At 58.1% G+C, this 14887-nt stretch carries 10 protein-coding genes and 7 pseudogenes; 7 read left to right on the forward strand and 10 right to left on the reverse strand.

Annotated features, from left to right (window positions below; genetic code table 11):
• Positions 1–144 precede the first annotated feature (144 nt).
• Positions 145–231: pseudogene (locus NKH03_RS32160) on the forward strand (IS6 family transposase); the annotation flags it as partial.
• Positions 232–332: 101 nt separating this feature from the next.
• Here the strand turns inward: NKH03_RS32160 and NKH03_RS32165 are convergent.
• Positions 333–720: pseudogene (locus tag NKH03_RS32165) on the reverse strand (transposase); the annotation flags it as partial.
• A gap of 54 nt (positions 721–774) precedes the next feature.
• Between NKH03_RS32165 and NKH03_RS32170 the strand changes: the two are divergent.
• Positions 775–1276: pseudogene (locus NKH03_RS32170) on the forward strand (IS30 family transposase); the annotation flags it as partial.
• A 181-nt stretch (positions 1277–1457) separates the two neighbouring features.
• On the opposite strand, the gene NKH03_RS35120 reads toward NKH03_RS32170, so the two are convergent.
• Entirely contained in the window at positions 1458–1736 is a 279-nt protein-coding gene (locus tag NKH03_RS35120) for a hypothetical protein (protein ID WP_502899637.1), read from the reverse strand.
• Here NKH03_RS35120 and tnpA point away from each other — a divergent pair.
• The 3 genes and pseudogenes from tnpA to tnpC form a co-directional block, all read left to right on the forward strand.
• Positions 1620–1865: pseudogene (gene tnpA, locus NKH03_RS32175) on the forward strand (IS66-like element accessory protein TnpA); the annotation flags it as partial. The gene NKH03_RS35120 and the pseudogene tnpA sit on opposite strands and share 117 nt — an antisense overlap.
• Before the next feature lie 19 nt (positions 1866–1884).
• A complete protein-coding gene (tnpB, locus tag NKH03_RS32180; RefSeq protein ID WP_352608082.1) occupies positions 1885–2154 on the forward strand; it encodes an IS66 family insertion sequence element accessory protein TnpB in 270 nt (89 codons plus the stop codon).
• A gap of 32 nt (positions 2155–2186) precedes the next feature.
• Positions 2187–3779, forward strand: a complete 1593-nt coding sequence (gene tnpC, locus NKH03_RS32185; protein WP_502913578.1) for an IS66 family transposase — start codon at positions 2187–2189, stop codon at positions 3777–3779.
• A 404-nt stretch (positions 3780–4183) separates the two neighbouring features.
• Here the strand turns inward: tnpC and NKH03_RS32190 are convergent, their stop codons facing one another.
• From NKH03_RS32190 to tssK, 6 genes are all read right to left on the reverse strand, one after another.
• Complete coding sequence (locus NKH03_RS32190; protein WP_352972901.1) at positions 4184–5773, reverse strand: hypothetical protein; 1590 nt, start codon at positions 5771–5773, stop codon at positions 4184–4186.
• A gap of 109 nt (positions 5774–5882) precedes the next feature.
• The gene (locus tag NKH03_RS32195; protein WP_352972903.1) at positions 5883–6041 is read right to left on the reverse strand and encodes a hypothetical protein; all 159 of its coding nucleotides are present in this window, start codon (positions 6039–6041) and stop codon (positions 5883–5885) included.
• 149 nt (positions 6042–6190) lie between these two features.
• On the reverse strand, positions 6191–9784 hold the full coding sequence (tssM, locus tag NKH03_RS32200) for a type VI secretion system membrane subunit TssM (protein ID WP_352972905.1): 3594 nt from the start codon (positions 9782–9784) through the stop codon (positions 6191–6193).
• A 10-nt stretch (positions 9785–9794) separates the two neighbouring features.
• Entirely contained in the window at positions 9795–11081 is a 1287-nt protein-coding gene (gene icmH / locus NKH03_RS32205) for a type IVB secretion system protein IcmH/DotU (protein WP_352608076.1), read from the reverse strand.
• Positions 11069–12457: a type VI secretion system-associated FHA domain protein TagH gene (gene tagH / locus NKH03_RS32210; protein WP_352972907.1), complete on the reverse strand. Its 1389-nt coding sequence runs from the start codon at positions 12455–12457 to the stop codon at positions 11069–11071. The genes icmH and tagH overlap by 13 nt, the downstream gene beginning before the upstream one ends.
• A 26-nt stretch (positions 12458–12483) precedes the next feature.
• Positions 12484–13821 carry a type VI secretion system baseplate subunit TssK gene (gene tssK, locus NKH03_RS32215; protein ID WP_352608080.1) on the reverse strand — a complete coding sequence of 446 codons (1338 nt, stop codon included), beginning with the start codon at positions 13819–13821 and terminating at the stop codon, positions 12484–12486.
• A 356-nt stretch (positions 13822–14177) separates the two neighbouring features.
• On the opposite strand from tssK, the pseudogene NKH03_RS32220 reads away from it, so the two are divergent.
• Positions 14178–14291 (forward strand): annotated as a pseudogene (locus NKH03_RS32220) (IS6 family transposase); the annotation flags it as partial.
• On the opposite strand, the pseudogene NKH03_RS32225 reads toward NKH03_RS32220, so the two are convergent.
• Positions 14278–14407, reverse strand: a pseudogene (locus tag NKH03_RS32225) (IS481 family transposase); the annotation flags it as partial. The pseudogenes NKH03_RS32220 and NKH03_RS32225 overlap by 14 nt on opposite strands.
• Between NKH03_RS32225 and NKH03_RS32230 the strand changes: the two are divergent.
• A pseudogene (locus NKH03_RS32230) lies at positions 14400–14582 on the forward strand (IS110 family transposase); the annotation flags it as partial. The pseudogenes NKH03_RS32225 and NKH03_RS32230 sit on opposite strands and share 8 nt — an antisense overlap.
• Here the strand turns inward: NKH03_RS32230 and NKH03_RS32235 are convergent.
• A partial coding sequence (locus NKH03_RS32235) for a hypothetical protein (protein WP_352972909.1) occupies positions 14571–14887 on the reverse strand: 317 nt, incomplete at its 5' end. The pseudogene NKH03_RS32230 and the gene NKH03_RS32235 overlap by 12 nt on opposite strands.

Genomic DNA, 14887 nt, shown 5'->3' on the forward strand with positions numbered 1-14887 from the left:
AGGAAGTGCTCTAGCGCCTATCGGTCGCGCCGCCGTCATGCGCAATTCATATTCAATCATTCGATCGGGACATGGTGATGCTTCCCAAAGGACTGGCGATGCCACGTTGACTGCCGGTCAGCTTTTGGATCATGGAACGACGGTATGATCGCTTCGCCCGTTAGCGCCAATCGCCACCGCTTCCCGCCGATGATCATTGCTCACGCGGTCTGGCTCTATTTCCGATTTCCAGACCAACCAGGGGTGCCGTAGGGCGTTGGTGCATGGGTCCGGACTTGAGGGGATGTCGATCTTTGAAGCGGCAGACTATGCCGTGGCCGCCTTGCGGCGGGCGATTTCGGGCGTGCGCAGGCAAGCATGCGGTTGAGGACGGCGCAGCCGATGGCGACTTCGGTCTGCTGAACTGGAAGCGACCGTGCCCGCAAACGCCGCCCGATGGTGGACTTGTATCGCCCTATGGCGGTCTCGACCAGCGAGCGTTTGTCCATAACCGTTGGAGACCTGCCATTTCATCCGGCCGTCTCTGCCGATTGCGGCGATATGCTGGTCCCTTTGGCCGGCAGGTCTATCGTCGAATGGTTCGACCGCGTTGACACGAGGCGGAATGACGATTGCGGCGGCAGCGCTGTGATCGATGACTGCGTCGTAAGTCGGTTTTCCGTCGTAGGCGCCGTCAGCAGTAAACTGTCCGATCGGACCGCCAATCTGGTCGAGTAGTGGCCTGCTGGATTCGCTCAAGAAGGCTCTGACCGAGCGGGCGGGACTGTCAGGAATTCCGTGTGCGGGCGTCCCGCAGAGGCGGAGGATCGTGCCATCCAGGCCATTGGGAGGGTGATCTGCTCACCGGAGCGAACGACACAAACATCGTCACCCTCGTCGAGCGACACAGCCGGTTCACGATGCTTGTGAAGTTGGCGAGAAGGGACTCGGCGACCGTCGTGGCGGCCCTCGCCGAGAAGATCGGCACTTTGCCCCAAGAGCTGCGGCGCTCGTTGACATGGGACCAGGCCAAAGAGATGGCTCGTCATAAGAGCTTCACCGTCGCAACCGATCTACAGGTCTACTTCTGCGACCCGCGCAGTCCCTGGCAACGCGGCAGCAACGAAAATACCAACGGTCTGCTCAGGCAGTACTTCCCGAGAACAACCAACTTCTCGCAGGTCTCGCAGGCCCAACTCGACGGCATCGCCCTGCGGCTCAATCAGCGCCCCCGAAAAATCCTGGACTTCGAAACGCCGGCCGATAGGCTACAGAAGGTGTTGCAGTGACCGGTTGAACCCACCGCGCGATTTCGGACATATTCTGCTCAATTTCGTCTGCACCTCGGCAAGGCCGGCTAGCTGGCGATGGGCGGCCAGATCGTCGACGCAACGATCGTGGCGGCGCCGAAGCAGCGTAACACCGACGCCGAGAAGCCGACATCAAGGCGGGCAAGGAGTTCGCGGAGCGGGTCCAATTCAAAGAACCAGCTCGATGCCGGCGAGGATGATCCTTGTCGCTTGGTCCGGCAACGGTAAGCGCGAATTTCCCCGCACCTTTTGCTGTTGAGTGCTCTGATGCATGAGGTGTCCACCAAAATAGGTGGACACCTTGTGATGGAAGAAGATGATCGGAAACTGCTGGTAAGGCTTGTTGGTCGGAACGGGCGACGCCGATACGAGCCGGCATCGAAGGACCGTCTTGTCTCGGCCTGCCTTGAGCCTGGCGTGTCGGTATCGAGGCTTGCGCTCGAACATGGGGTCAATGCGAACCTTCTTCGGAAGTGGATAAAGAAGCGCACGGAGACCCAGTCCCTCCCGCCGTCCACATCACCGGCGTTTATCCCGGTTCAGCCTGCACCGCGAGCCGATCGACTTCCGGGCCGGCATAAACAGCCTTGCGGTTCTGGTCCAAGAGACGATGGCGCTCGATCCGTTTGCTCCGGCGGTTTTTGCGTTCTGCAATCGCCGTCGCGACCGGATGAAGCTCCTGTTCTTCGATCGGTCGGGCTTTGTGCTGGTCCTGAAGCGGCTGACCGAGGACAAGTTCCGGTGGCCGCGCCGGGAGGCAGCGGTGGTCACGCTTACGAGCGAGCAATTGCACTGGATCCTCGACGGCATCGATATCGATGCGATGGTCCGCCATCCGCTGCGGCAATATCAGGTTGCCGGTTGAGGGCTCTCGAATTGAGCGGTTGACGCGGCGGCATGCTTTCGATTCAAGAATCTGATGAATCGCCCGGCGAACCGACTGTTGAAGCGTTGATGGCGCGTATTGCTGCGCTGCAGGCGGAGAACCGTCACCTCACCGAACGCGTCGTCAAACTCGAGGAAGAGCTGGCGCTTGCACGACTGCATCGTTTTGCGCCGCGCAGTGAAAAACACATTGACCGTCTCTTCAATGAAGCCGAACAGGCCGCGGATGAGGACGCCGCCGATAACGAAGATGGCGATGTCGTTGCCCTGCCGGACACGGGCTTGCCGGCGAGCGAAGGGGCGACGGGAAAGAAGCGCGGCCGCAAGGCCTTGCCGGAAAACCTGCCGCGCGAGCGCGTCGAGTATGACCTTCCCGACGACCAGAAGGCTTGTCCTTGCTGCCGTCATCAGATGCATCGCATGCGCGAGGCCGTTACCGAGCAACTTCATATCGAGGTGAAGGCGAAGGTTTTGCAGAATGTGCGGTTCAAATATGCTTGCCGCCATTGTGACCGTACCGGCATCAACACGCCGGTCGTGACCGCGCCGATGCCCGCACAACCCTTGCCGGGCAGCATCGCCACGGCTTCGACGCTGGCCTTCGCGCTCGTTCACAAATACGTCGACGGCACACCGCTCTACCGCCTGGCACAGGCCTTTGAGCGCGCCGGCGTTCCTGTCAGCCGAGGCGCTCTGGGCCACCGGGTGATCGGCTCGAGCGAAAAGCACCTGCATCGCATCTATGACGCGCTGAAACTGCGGCTCAGATCGCAAACCCTCATCCATGGCGACGAGACGACGGTTCAGGTGTTGAAGGAAATGGACAGAGCGGCCGCCAGCACCTCGTACATGTGGGCATACCGGAGCGGCCACGACAGTGACGAGCCGATCGTGCTGCTCGATTATCAGCCGGGTCGCGGCCAGGTACACCCGCAGACCTTCTTGGGCGATTACCGCGGCATCGTGATGAGCGACGGCTATTCCGCCTGGCGCACGCTGGAAGGGGCAACGCATCTTGGATGCATGGCCCATTCCAGGCGGCGCTTCGTCGACGCACTCAAAGCGAGAAAGAAGGGTGGCGGGCTGCCGGAACAGGGGCTCCGGTTCTTCGAACAGCTCTACCGGGTTGAAAGGCAGGCGCGGAACGAAATCCCCGATGACGGCGAAACGCGAGATCACTGCATTCGCCGCTTCCGCCAGCAACATAGTGTCCCCATCCTCCATGCTCTCAAGGCATGGCTCGACGACATCGCCCCAAAAGTCTTGCCGGACAGCAAGCTCGGCGACGCCGTCTCCTACACCCTGAACCAATGGGGATATCTGACTCGTTACACCGAGGACGGCAGCATGCCGATCGACAATAATCTTCTCGAGCGTGACATCAGGATTTTTGCCACTGGCCGGAAAAGTTGGCTGTTCAGCGATACCGTCGACGGAGCCAGGGCCAGCGCCGTCATCTACAGCCTGATGTTGACCTGCCGCGCCTGTGGCGTCGAGCCGTTAGCGTGGCTGCGCCACGTCCTCACCGAATTGCCTCAACGCAACGAGGACGCTGATATCTACGATCTGCTGCCCTTCAACTTCGCCAAAGCAACAGCAGCCTGATCAGACCAGATACCGTTCCCAATTCGAAGGCCATCCGTCGAAAGCGCCCGCGTCAACGTGCGGGGAAAATAGCGCTTACCGGCAACGGGGTTCCAGGGGCGAAATGTGTCCCCTCGGTGGCATCGGTCGCGCGTCAAGCACGTCCGAGGGGAAGTGTACCTGCAGATGCTCTTGGCCTGCGGATATGTTCCGCCAGCCACACCCTCCTCCCTCACTGGAACGTTGTCTGGAAGCCTGGCCAATCCTATCGTGCTATCCATGTCCACGGGTGGGCGGACGGCGGACTAAGAGCTGTCGGGGCTACCACCCCACGTGTCCGGACCGAAGTCACCCTTCTTTGGGATCATCACGCCAGCTCCTGTTTCTTCGATCAGTTGAACACGCGTAGGGTATTACTCGAGCGGCTATGCGGCCGGTGCGGCCGCAGGGAGAGAGGCTTTGATGCGCTTCAGCTCGCTGCCGACACTCCCAATTCCGTCCCGCAGCATCTTCCCGATCGTAATATGAGCGAAGGCCGCCGGAGGATTGTCAAGCAGTTGGATGAATTCGTTTCCGTCGAGGTATTGGAAAACGGATTCGATGATTGCTTCACCGCGCTCGATCGCATCAAACCTTGCCTCGGCCACTTGATTAGTAATGTCAGCAAGCTCGTTCGCGACCGCATCATTGATCTCCTGGAAGAGCTCGTCGATCGGAGTCCATGTTCCGCCACGGGCTTTTACATCGTACTTCTCGTTGATTTTGCTCTTCGTCTCCTCCCAATGCACCAGCGCGCCGTCGAGGCGGGCCTGCCATTTATCTTTGATACTCCGAACGGACGCGAGGAAATCCCCTTCCAGCTTATCCGCTTTCTTGAGGCCAAGCACGGCGATCAGCTGATCGTCATTGCGGAGCCGCTGCTCCAACACGGCAATCAGACGCTCCAAAATCTCGCGCCTGTTGGCAGCATGCCCTTCTTCTTTGGGCCATTGCGATGACACCATCATGGCGATCCTGTCGGAGCTCGCGTTTTCCAGAGGATAAGGAAGCCGTCGCTCTTGTGCCTCTGCCTTAGTCATTCGGAACAGGGTTTCTACGACCTCGGCTTGATCGACCGGGTGTCTCGCAACACGGTCGAGATCGATTCCGCCTATATTTATCGCTTCACGCTCAGCGCCGTCGTCAACGCCTGCTTCGTCCGGCTTCGCTGGGCGATCCGTTTTCATCTCGTCGCCATCGGGTGCCTCGTCCACATATTGGAGGTTTCTCCGATTGTCGTCGTAGGCCAGCATCAATAGAAGCCGGCAAGTGAAGTTATGGAGGGCATTTTCCCGCTCTTCAACCGGCGTTGCGGCCAATATTTCCTTGAGCCAATCGGCGATTTTATTTGTCAATGGGCCCAGCTCGGCAGTTTGCATTAACCCCGTTTGCCGACTGATACGATTGGAGTGAGCTGCGATTGACGCTGCCGAAGTGGCTATGGTTTGCTTCAGTCCTTCAGAGAGAGCTTCCGCAGCGCCTTCCGGCAGGTTCTCTTTGACGATTTCCTGATTGTCATCTGAAGGCAGGTCGTCAGAGTTCGCCTTGGCTGCTATTTCAAATCGATTGAGGTCTTCTTCACTCAGGGGTTCAGCCTCCTGGATATCCGGGAGGCTTACTCTCAGGTCCTTGAAATAACGCTTCATCTGGGTCTTGATCGCCGTAAAATTGGCCGTGCCTCCTTTGGCCAGCCGTACGACAATGACGCTGCGCTCGTTCATCGTCCCTGTACCAGATCTCAGAAACTTGAAGTCAACGGGTTCCTGAACACCTTTGGGAGTTTTATAGGGCATATCTTCCAGAATTACCCGCAGGCCCTTCAGGCCTTTCTTCCGCACTAAAACCACCGGCTTCTTTTCGCCGGCAATGACAATAGTGCCAACGGCAAAGCAGAATTCAAGCTTTTTCGCGGCTTGAGCGCTCCTCATCACGGACAAGAACCGCTGCGCCATTTGGGCACTATGTACTTGGCTCATTATATGTCTCCACATTGGTTGTCGTAGATTGAATTACGTTGAATGGACGAAACGGCAAACCATTCGTCCATCGCGACCGACGAGTTCTGTCACCGGCATTTGAGGAAGGTCAAAGCTTTGATCGGAATTTGAGCACGACCATCCCGCTGGTAAATCCTAATTTGGCGTTGACGCCTTTCACGAGTCGTTCGAGGCGTGCTGAAAAGATCAGCGGAAACCAGCGGCATGCCGGAGAGGTGAAAAACGACGTCAGGAAGTCCGCTTCCATGCGGGATCCGCCGTGGCACCCTGCCAGTCCCATCGGCATTTGATCCCTCGGCAATCTCGGAGTGGAGGCTCGTGCAGCTGAAATGCGCCTGTGATGGCATCTTTCCGTTTGAGCGGCAGGACGTACGTGCAGCAGCAACCGAGGGCTCCTCAAATTTGTGGGCATCGGAATCGCGATAGCAGATTGCGAGATAGCGGGTTGTTCAAGTTGTCGGCTTGGAGCATGAATGTCACCCAGTGGCGGCCAGCCGCTATCCGTACATAAACCTGGTCGGTCGCTTCTTGAGGAAGCGTCTTCCCTTCGTCCAATAGTCGAAACAACGCCCAGGGGCCCACCTTCCAAATAGCAGCACGCTCCAAGCCGTTGAAAGTGACCGAAGCGCCACCGAGGCCGCCGACCGTGGGCCAACGGAAACGCACAGGTTTGTATGCTCCTCGTCGCTGCGTGATTTGCTGGCCGTCGATCTCGACCACCACCTCGTCGGTCGACCGATCGGTATCAGTGACGGTGAGCAGAAACTCAATAGACGGCTGACTGCCGGCATCCTTGAACATAGAGTCCCGGATTGCGGCTGCTCGTTTGAATTGTGCCAAGGCCTCTCGGTCGATTTGTAAATTGTCGCTTCCCGTGGACTGTGCCTTCCACGGGCCTTCGGGCCTATCAACAAAGTGAGCCAAGTGCTGCGCAAAAAACGTGTCGATCACGCCGTCCCGGCTGAACAGCCGCCCGAAATCTCCCAATGGAGTGTCTCGACGGGAGCCACGGCTGAAGGGATACCGTCCTGCGGTTGCCCGCTGGCATAACTCGGCAGCACCGTCTGCCCACACGCTAGCGAGATGACGCTTTGCCTCGCTCATGGACAGTTTCGAGCTGAAGCGGCCGACGCTCAGGATCCATTGCTGAATGGGTGGCGGCAGATTGGCGGCTCCTGCTTCGATTTTGCGGATTGCGATAGCCGTTTCGTCACCTTTCTCCAACGAGTTTGATCCGGCGAGGTCCTGCATCTCACCAAGTGATTGGTAAAGAGCAGCAAGATCGCTTACAGCGCTGTCGATCGGCGCTTGAGCACCGGGGGGGCTGTTTGGCGGCACATTGACAAGTTGGTGTAGCCATTGAAAATGCACATCCGTGTAGAGCCAATCATGGCTTTCGGAAGTGCCGGCGACAGGCGGCGATCGGAAGAGCGCCTGAAGGTCGCCGACGGGTAGCTCCTTCTGATCAGTGCCTTTAGCTTCGGTCGGCGTATCGGGCTCGGGCGGTTCACCGAGCTTGGTCTCCTGTGCCGCTGCGGCAAGGAACAAGCGCATCGGCGAGGTGGGTGCTGAAAGCGCGTTCAACGTTCGCAAAGCGTCATCGACACTCGCCATTGGCCGCAGCGAAATGTCATTAATGATTTCGTCCCAACCAAACGCAAACTCCTGAAAGTAGAGATCCATCGCCGCACGTCGCAGCGTCTCTTCCGCTTCACCTGTGGAAGTGGTCGCCTGGTCGCCAAGAACCCAACCTTCTGCAGCAATCGCGTCTGCTACCTGTGGCAGCAGGCGCAGGAATGTCCCATGGAAACCGGCTCGGGTGTAAATACCGGCGATGCCATTGTTGAGGGGCTGTCCTGATTTGCGCATCAAGACGTCCCCCACCATCGGTCCGGCGTGGTCGGACAGACGCCATGTTGGTAAGTTAGCGGCCTGAGTACTGTTTGTGATGATGTTAAGCACACGACGCGGCATCGAGAGGGCCTGGAGTTTTGCGCGGCTCTTTTCGATCAGTTCGCCATTGAGGCTGATACCTGGCAGCGGGTTGTCCAAAAGGGCATCGAGGTGATCGGCCAGCGACCGGCGAAGGGCGGCATCTGCCTCAGCCGGAAACAGCAGTTTCCAGTCGAGGGTCATCCACTCATTGATGTCCCCGGGCTCGAACGGGCCACGTCCCCCAAGCATCAGATAAATTTTCAGCGCCTGATAGAGGAACGGAAGATCGTCCTGGTGTTCCGCCACCAGTGTTTCCAGTCGGAAAACTAGGCGCGGCAGCAAGATCGTCCTTACGCCCCGGCGATAGGCCGCATGCGCTTGTATCTGAAAGTTTTCACTTTGATCTAGACCTAATCCCGAGAAGTTGTTGTCCGCTCTGGCGGCTTCGTCATAATCGGTCTTCACGGCGCGTAGCCGATCCAGCAGCGGCAGAACTGGTCGGAGATCGCTACTGTCTACCCGGTCAAGGGGGAGTTTCCCCGCTTCCTTGGCATAGCTGCTGACCGCAAGACGAGCCCCTTCCATCAAGTGGACATTGCGACTGTAGCTGACTATCAAGAAGGCAGCCGCTGAGGCCATAGCTGCCGCGATTGTCGTGCACAGGCTATATCGAAGCCACCGCTGTCGCCGTTCGACACGGGGATGGGCTTCAACAAGTCCAGCGTTGGCGAAGACGACCTGGCGAAGCAAACGAGTGATGAAATAACTACGCTTCTGGTCGGGTGAAATAGGGGTGGCCCGCAGAGAGATGCCGAAGGTCCGAGACCTGGCCCCCGCAATGCGATCAAAGGGCGCACCCACTTGCATTCCGCTCACGAAGTAGATGCCGCGGAGCAAGATCGGGTCCTCGTAGGCGTTGCGACCGAAGGCCTCCTGTAGAAACTGATAGGATAGATGCTTAAGGCTTGCGACCTGCTGTGGGAAGCCGAACACAAGCGCGCGACGGTGAATGTTGCTCTCTTGCTGCAGTCGTTCAAGCAGCCTGTCATTGAGGCGCCCGACGAGTGTGTCATATTCTGCTGCGTAAGATCCCATCGGATCGCGTTCACTTTCCGATGGCGCGAAAGTGAAACCCCACACGGCCTCGCGGCCCTCGCGGCCAAGGTCGTCGAAGAACTCGTTAAATCCCGCAATTAGATCGCTCTTGGTGAGCAATATATAAATCGGCAGCCGCAATCCGAATTCTCGATACAGATCAAGGATCCGCTGCCGGATGCATCTGGCGTGATCGAAGAGTACCTCCTCGGAGGACGAACTCAGCTCGTTTATCGCGATTGATACCAACACCCCGCTCAGCGGCTGGCGCCGACGGCTGCGGCTAAGGAGGCGAAGAAAGCCCTGCCAGACCGCTTTGTCCTGTTCCAGGTTGCGTTTCTGAACCACGTAGTATCCGGGAGTGTCGATGAGTACGGCGTCATCGGTGAACCACCATTCACAATTGCTGGTGGCCTTGACCACCCCGATCGATTTCCGGCTGAGTTTTTCCGCCAATGGGAAGCTGAGGCCGGAATTGGCAAGGGCAGTGGATTTTCCCGATCCAGGCGTACCGATAATCACGTACCACGGCAGTTGATCGAACCACCGCTTGCCGAGAACGCCGTGACGACGAAGCCGCTTGCGCGTAATACGAGTTTCGCGAAAGCGAGCTGACATGGCCTCCAGTTCTGCTTCGGCAGCGGCGCTGGCTCGCGCTCCGCCCCAATCGGAAGAAGCCGATCCTGCACCATCCGCCTCGTTTTGATTTGTCCGGATCCCGTCCAGCATGCCGGACGCTCGTGTAAGGAAAAAGCCTTCAACGTTGCCCTGGATCATGCAGATGACCACGTAGGCGATCGGCATCAACGTTGACGCCGCAAGTTGCTCACCAAGGCTGTCAAGTGGGATGTACCCTCCAATTGAGAGGTGCCGTCCAAAAATAAAGATCACAGCACTCACCAGGGCGGCTGCTGCGATACCGAGCCATTTGCCCTGGAGCGCTCTCTTGAATGACTGCATGGGCTAACTCTCAGTTTGGCTTCGTAATTATGATTTCGATCCGCCGGTTCTTGGCGCGGCCTTCTGGCGTCTGGTTCGAAGCGATCGGTTCTCCGCTCCCTCTGCCCTTTTCCCGCACGTGGCCCGGCTCACTCATCGTCGATCTGATAATCTCAGCCGCTGCCTTGGCACGCGCCATTGAGAGGTCTTGGTTGGAAGGATAGGCACGAGATTGGATCGGCATCGAGTCTGTGTGTCCGGTCAAAAGAACCGCCCCGGGCTGCTCGTTCAGCGCTCGCCCAATCCGCAGAAAAAGCGAGACGAACGAATCCTTCACGATCGAACTTGCGGAGTCGAACATCCCTGAGGCACGGATGGTAACCAGAATCTGCTGCGCGTCCTCGGTGACAGCGACCAGCCCATCGCGGATTTCGGCACCGAGAAAGCGACGCAGTCGATCGCCATTCATGAGGACTGGGGACGGTGCTGCGGTCCTCGCCAAACTCACCGCTCCGCGCGGCGGCAGAGTTGCGAGTTTGGCGAGGACCGCATCCGACTGGCCATCGAGTGCAAATAATAGCCAGGTATAGAGCGACAGGAGGGCTACTGCCCCGAAAGCGCCGGCGGCCCAAGATGGGACGAATCTGCTGGACGGTCTCCGCGCTGTGGCGCGTTCTTGCCAGTGTGGGGATATGTCACGCTCGAAGTCACCGCGCGCTGCCCGAATCAATCGGTACGTGTCCTCGCACAGCACGCTAAGTTCGGAGGCTCCTCGCGCGGCCACCCGGAAGCGACCTTCGAAGCCCAATCGCATGCAGTAGTAGAGCAACTCCAGCAGATCGAGGTCGTTTGCCGCGGTTTTTTTCATTTGCTCTAGAAGCTCGAAAAAGCGGTCGCCGCCCCAGGTCTCGCTGAACAACGTTCCGACCATGCTTCGCGTTGTCCAGACGCTGTGGCTACCCCAAGCCGTATTCAGAACGATGTCATCGATCGTGGCACAAAGAGCGTATTTGCTGATCTTGATTGCCCGAATCGGCAGTCCGAGCGACATTATCCGACGCTCGAATGCATCGATCCCTCGCAGCACCTGCAGGCGCAACTCCTCGACATCAAGTTGATCCGTACTGCTCTTGAGGTGAGCACAGAGGCCCAACAGCGCTGCCGCAGCCGCGACCAGCGGATTGAGCCGGTGAAGCGTTAGCGTTTCCCAGAAAGGCTGGTCTGATATCGGCGGTGACGAAAGAGCCGAAGGCCCAGGGCCGACTGCAAGGTCGGAACTTAAGACGGTACCCTCAGTCGGTATGGCTACCGATTCCATTGGGCGGACTCATTTATCACGGCTTTGCCTTGTGCACGCTGGAGGCCAAAACTCGACTCAACATTCCGAAGCGTTTCAGTCTCGATGTCGGATACGACGGCATCGAAGACTCGGCAGTACTCGTCCCAAAGCCTGGCTTTCCGGCTGCCGGGCCAGAACTTCCTGGTCCGCACAAGCGAGGCCTTGATCGCTTCAGGGCAGAGGCGTTCACGGACACTGAGTAGAGCCTTGTGCAGTGCCGTTAGCATCGAACCCTCATGCGCTTTGATGTCAGCAAAGGCCTGCTCGACGGCGAGGTGTCCATGAAGGAGCCGCGGGATATCGGTGCATAGAGCCCCGCGCAAGGCGCCCTTGGCATTCAGCATGAACTTCAGGGTGTTTTCGATCGGCTGCGCGGTGCTCGTACACTGAAGGCCGGATTCTTGCAGGGCGTGCTCGCAAGCGGAGACGGTGCTGCTGAGACCGACGAAGGAATTCAGAAGCATCCGCCCAGCACGATCCATGATGGTTGAAATATCGGTTTGCCCGAGATCTGCCAACGATAGCCCACAGCCTGAAAGAAAGGCCGCTATAGCAGCATGGTTTTCGCCGCCAGAATTGGTCTGCCCAACCACCATCAAACAAGACGGCTCCTCAGGAGTCGGCGGTGGCAGGCCCAGGCCGGATTCTACAGGAGGCTCCTTGTTGACGCTGGTCAAGCTTGGCCCATTTGTCGACGCCTGTTTCTCTCTGAGCTCTGTCGCAAGATCCCAGTCCTCCGGGATGGTCTCGACGCAGGTCGCTGGTTGCACGAAGACGCCGGCCTGGTCCGGTATATGATCTGGATAACTGTCCAGCTGCCAGGCGCCCGCGGTGGCTGGCGATAAATCTTGCTCAGCATCCAAGAACGACGACGGCGGAAAGTCTCTATCGAAGGGCTCGACGAACAATTCCCCGAGTCGAGTGGTCTTACCAATCGATATGGCAGGAGCCATTTCAACCACCCCCAGAAGATTCGACGCCTCAAGCGAGCCTACAGTGTGCGGCTCGCCTTCGGCGGAATCCTCCATGGAAGCAGCATCGACCTTGACCATGTAGCTGCCAATTCGAACGATATCACCGGCCGTCAAGATAACAGGCAGGTCCGACGGCAGCGGCTTAGCGCCGTCGTTCAACGATGTGCCATTGCCGCTGCGCTTGATCAGTACGAAATTCCCCTCCTCACGCTCGATCAAAAGGCGGTGCGTCGAGACTGTTTGCTGATCATCCGACAAAACAAACCCGTTGTCCTCGGACAAGCCGATGGACATTCCCTCGTTTGACTCAATCAGCAACTTGATGCCTCGGCTACCCGATAGGCCGGCTTCCGCATTTGTTACACGTAGAATGAGTGGCATGTTGAGCCTGCATTCTCCAAAGGTGGCTATTGGGACCGAATGGCCCAGAGTGCCATTTCGAGATTTGGGAAATCACCGGCCACGTGCAGCGCCAAGCCAGCGGAATGAGGCATGTCCTTCCAGAGGCGGCTCTGCTGATCGATCTCAAAGTAGGTGACGCCGACATGGAAGGGTATCTGCCGTGGGGCGACCGGGAGACGGTTGATGCTGATCCCCTGCAGCGCGACATTGACCAGCTCTTTGATCTTCTCAGCCGGGCCGATCTTAATTTGGGCCGGAAACTCGCGCTGTAGCCGCTCGGTTTTGACATCGGCACCTACGGCCAGCACGAAGCTGGCAGTCGTAAACAGCGAACGGTCTTGCACCTCGGCGAGATGGACACCGTGTTTGTATTCCTGCAGCGGCAATGGTATCGCCGTGCGTTCTAGTACAGTGCTAAGCGAGGATCGAATAGAGCTGATCACCGGCACAAAAGCGTGCGACAGAGCATCGTGCTTGTAGCCGACGAAGGTCGGGGGACGCTTTTCAGTCCGGGAAAACGTGGCCAGTTCACCGGCCAGCTGGACCGTCAGGCCATACAGCCTCATCGGATGCACGCCTGGGATTTTTGCAAGGTGGTCGAAGTAGGGCTCATAACGATTGATCGCCTGGAGCAGAAGGAAATCAGCTATCTCGGCCACCCCGCGCGTGCCTGACTGCGACACCCGGGCTGCCAGCGCCTCACCACGATGGTGAAGCAAGCCGGTGATTTCCGTCACGTAATTGGATAGGACAGGGGAACTGGCGCAGTCAGGAGTTGGTGGGATGTAGTTCTCATCGAGAATGATTTGACCGTCGGCCCGGACCTCAATTAGGCGGGCTATAGGAAGACAGGCGAACCCAGCGCGATTTGCTGCGTCCGGTAAGAGCTGAAAACGCAGCCGCGCCACCTCAATGGAGGCGCCGCCTCGCTCGCCCGCATTTGTGTCGACAAGATCTTGGACTGCAACCTCGAAGCGGGTCGGGACGTCGATTTCTGCTCGCGCATCCGTTTCCACCGCCCCTGGTTGATAGAGGGACACTGCCAAGTGAATAAGCGAGTCGCGTAGATGGCCCGGAACCCCGTACGGAGTGGGCTGGTCGGCGTCATCTGGAATGCTGAACGGAGTCCCGTCCGGCAAAACGCCACACGCTGTTTCGATAGCGATCTTACCCAAGCCAAGCAGTTCGCGATTGAGCCGGAGCTGCGTAATGCCCCAACCATAGCCATGCAAAACGGCCGTTCTGCTGCGCACCAGCTTTTCGACATAACGGTCGTTTTGCTGAAAATGTTGCGGCCGAAGGAATAGCCCCTCCGACCAAACGACCTTATTGTCCCAAGACATCCGCCTGGCTCCGCGCCTTCGATAAATCGAGTCTCCAATGAGGCAGCTCTAAAGCGTTTTCCTGAGACCTTACATGCGCAGTTGGTATGCAGCCATTAGCGACAGGAATGCAGGCTCGCTCTCACCATGGCTGCATATCAATTTCGCATGCCACATGAGCCCTGATCATCGCCCAAGACATGGAATGCCACGGATGTGTTGCAACGTTTTGATTGCTGGTCACGCTATGGCAAGACCCCTTCGATGTTCGGAGGATTAGATGTTCAAGGGCCGCCTGTTTGACCTCAGTGATCCTGCTTTGCGTTCGCTGGTACTTGGCCTACAATCTCTGTGACATCAAATCGCTTGCAGGATCCGATCGTTCCCGGCGTCGGCTGAAGCCGATCCGGATCCGCAAGGGCAAATACCTGAATAACCGGATCGAACGGGACGATCGGCGCATCAAGTGCCGCATCCGTCGACTTTCTGGCAGGGCGAACTGCCTTGGAGAACGCGCTGGCGTCGTCCGGTTATAGGCGCGGTTGAAGCCGTCCAGCAGGATTTCGAGATCGGCATCACCAGCAACGTTGATGCCGAGGACCTCACTGAAGGCGTGGGGCGTCCGACTGTCGAAGCGGATCGGCATGAAGAAGGCCAAAGTGGCGGTCGCCAGGAAGATCGCCGTTCTGCTCCACTGTATCTGGGTCGACGGCACCAGCTTTGAGTGGGCAGCGAAAAGATGGCCTAGCAGCTTGACCGCAAACCAGTTCTCAGACCCCTAAAGAAGCCCGTGATGTCCCCGCCGGGACGATGGTTGTGGTGACCTCGTTGAATCGGCTGACGTCAATTTCGAACGTCGTTGCACACGTTGAGGCGCCCGACTCATCATGAGGCATTGACCTCGGAACGGACCATGACTCGGCGATGACAGCGCGAAACCGGATTGACAATGTGACCTGAGACCGATCTTTGCTCCAGTTCAATGGAGAGTCCGAGGCTTCATTGATCCGATACCATTCTTTGGACCGCCGGAAGGTGGAGTTTTCCGGCTGTTTCACGATGGCGGGCTGACGGCGCCATCGGGATT

Source organism: Mesorhizobium sp. M1406, from assembly GCF_040317555.1.
GTDB lineage: Bacteria > Pseudomonadota > Alphaproteobacteria > Rhizobiales > Rhizobiaceae > Mesorhizobium.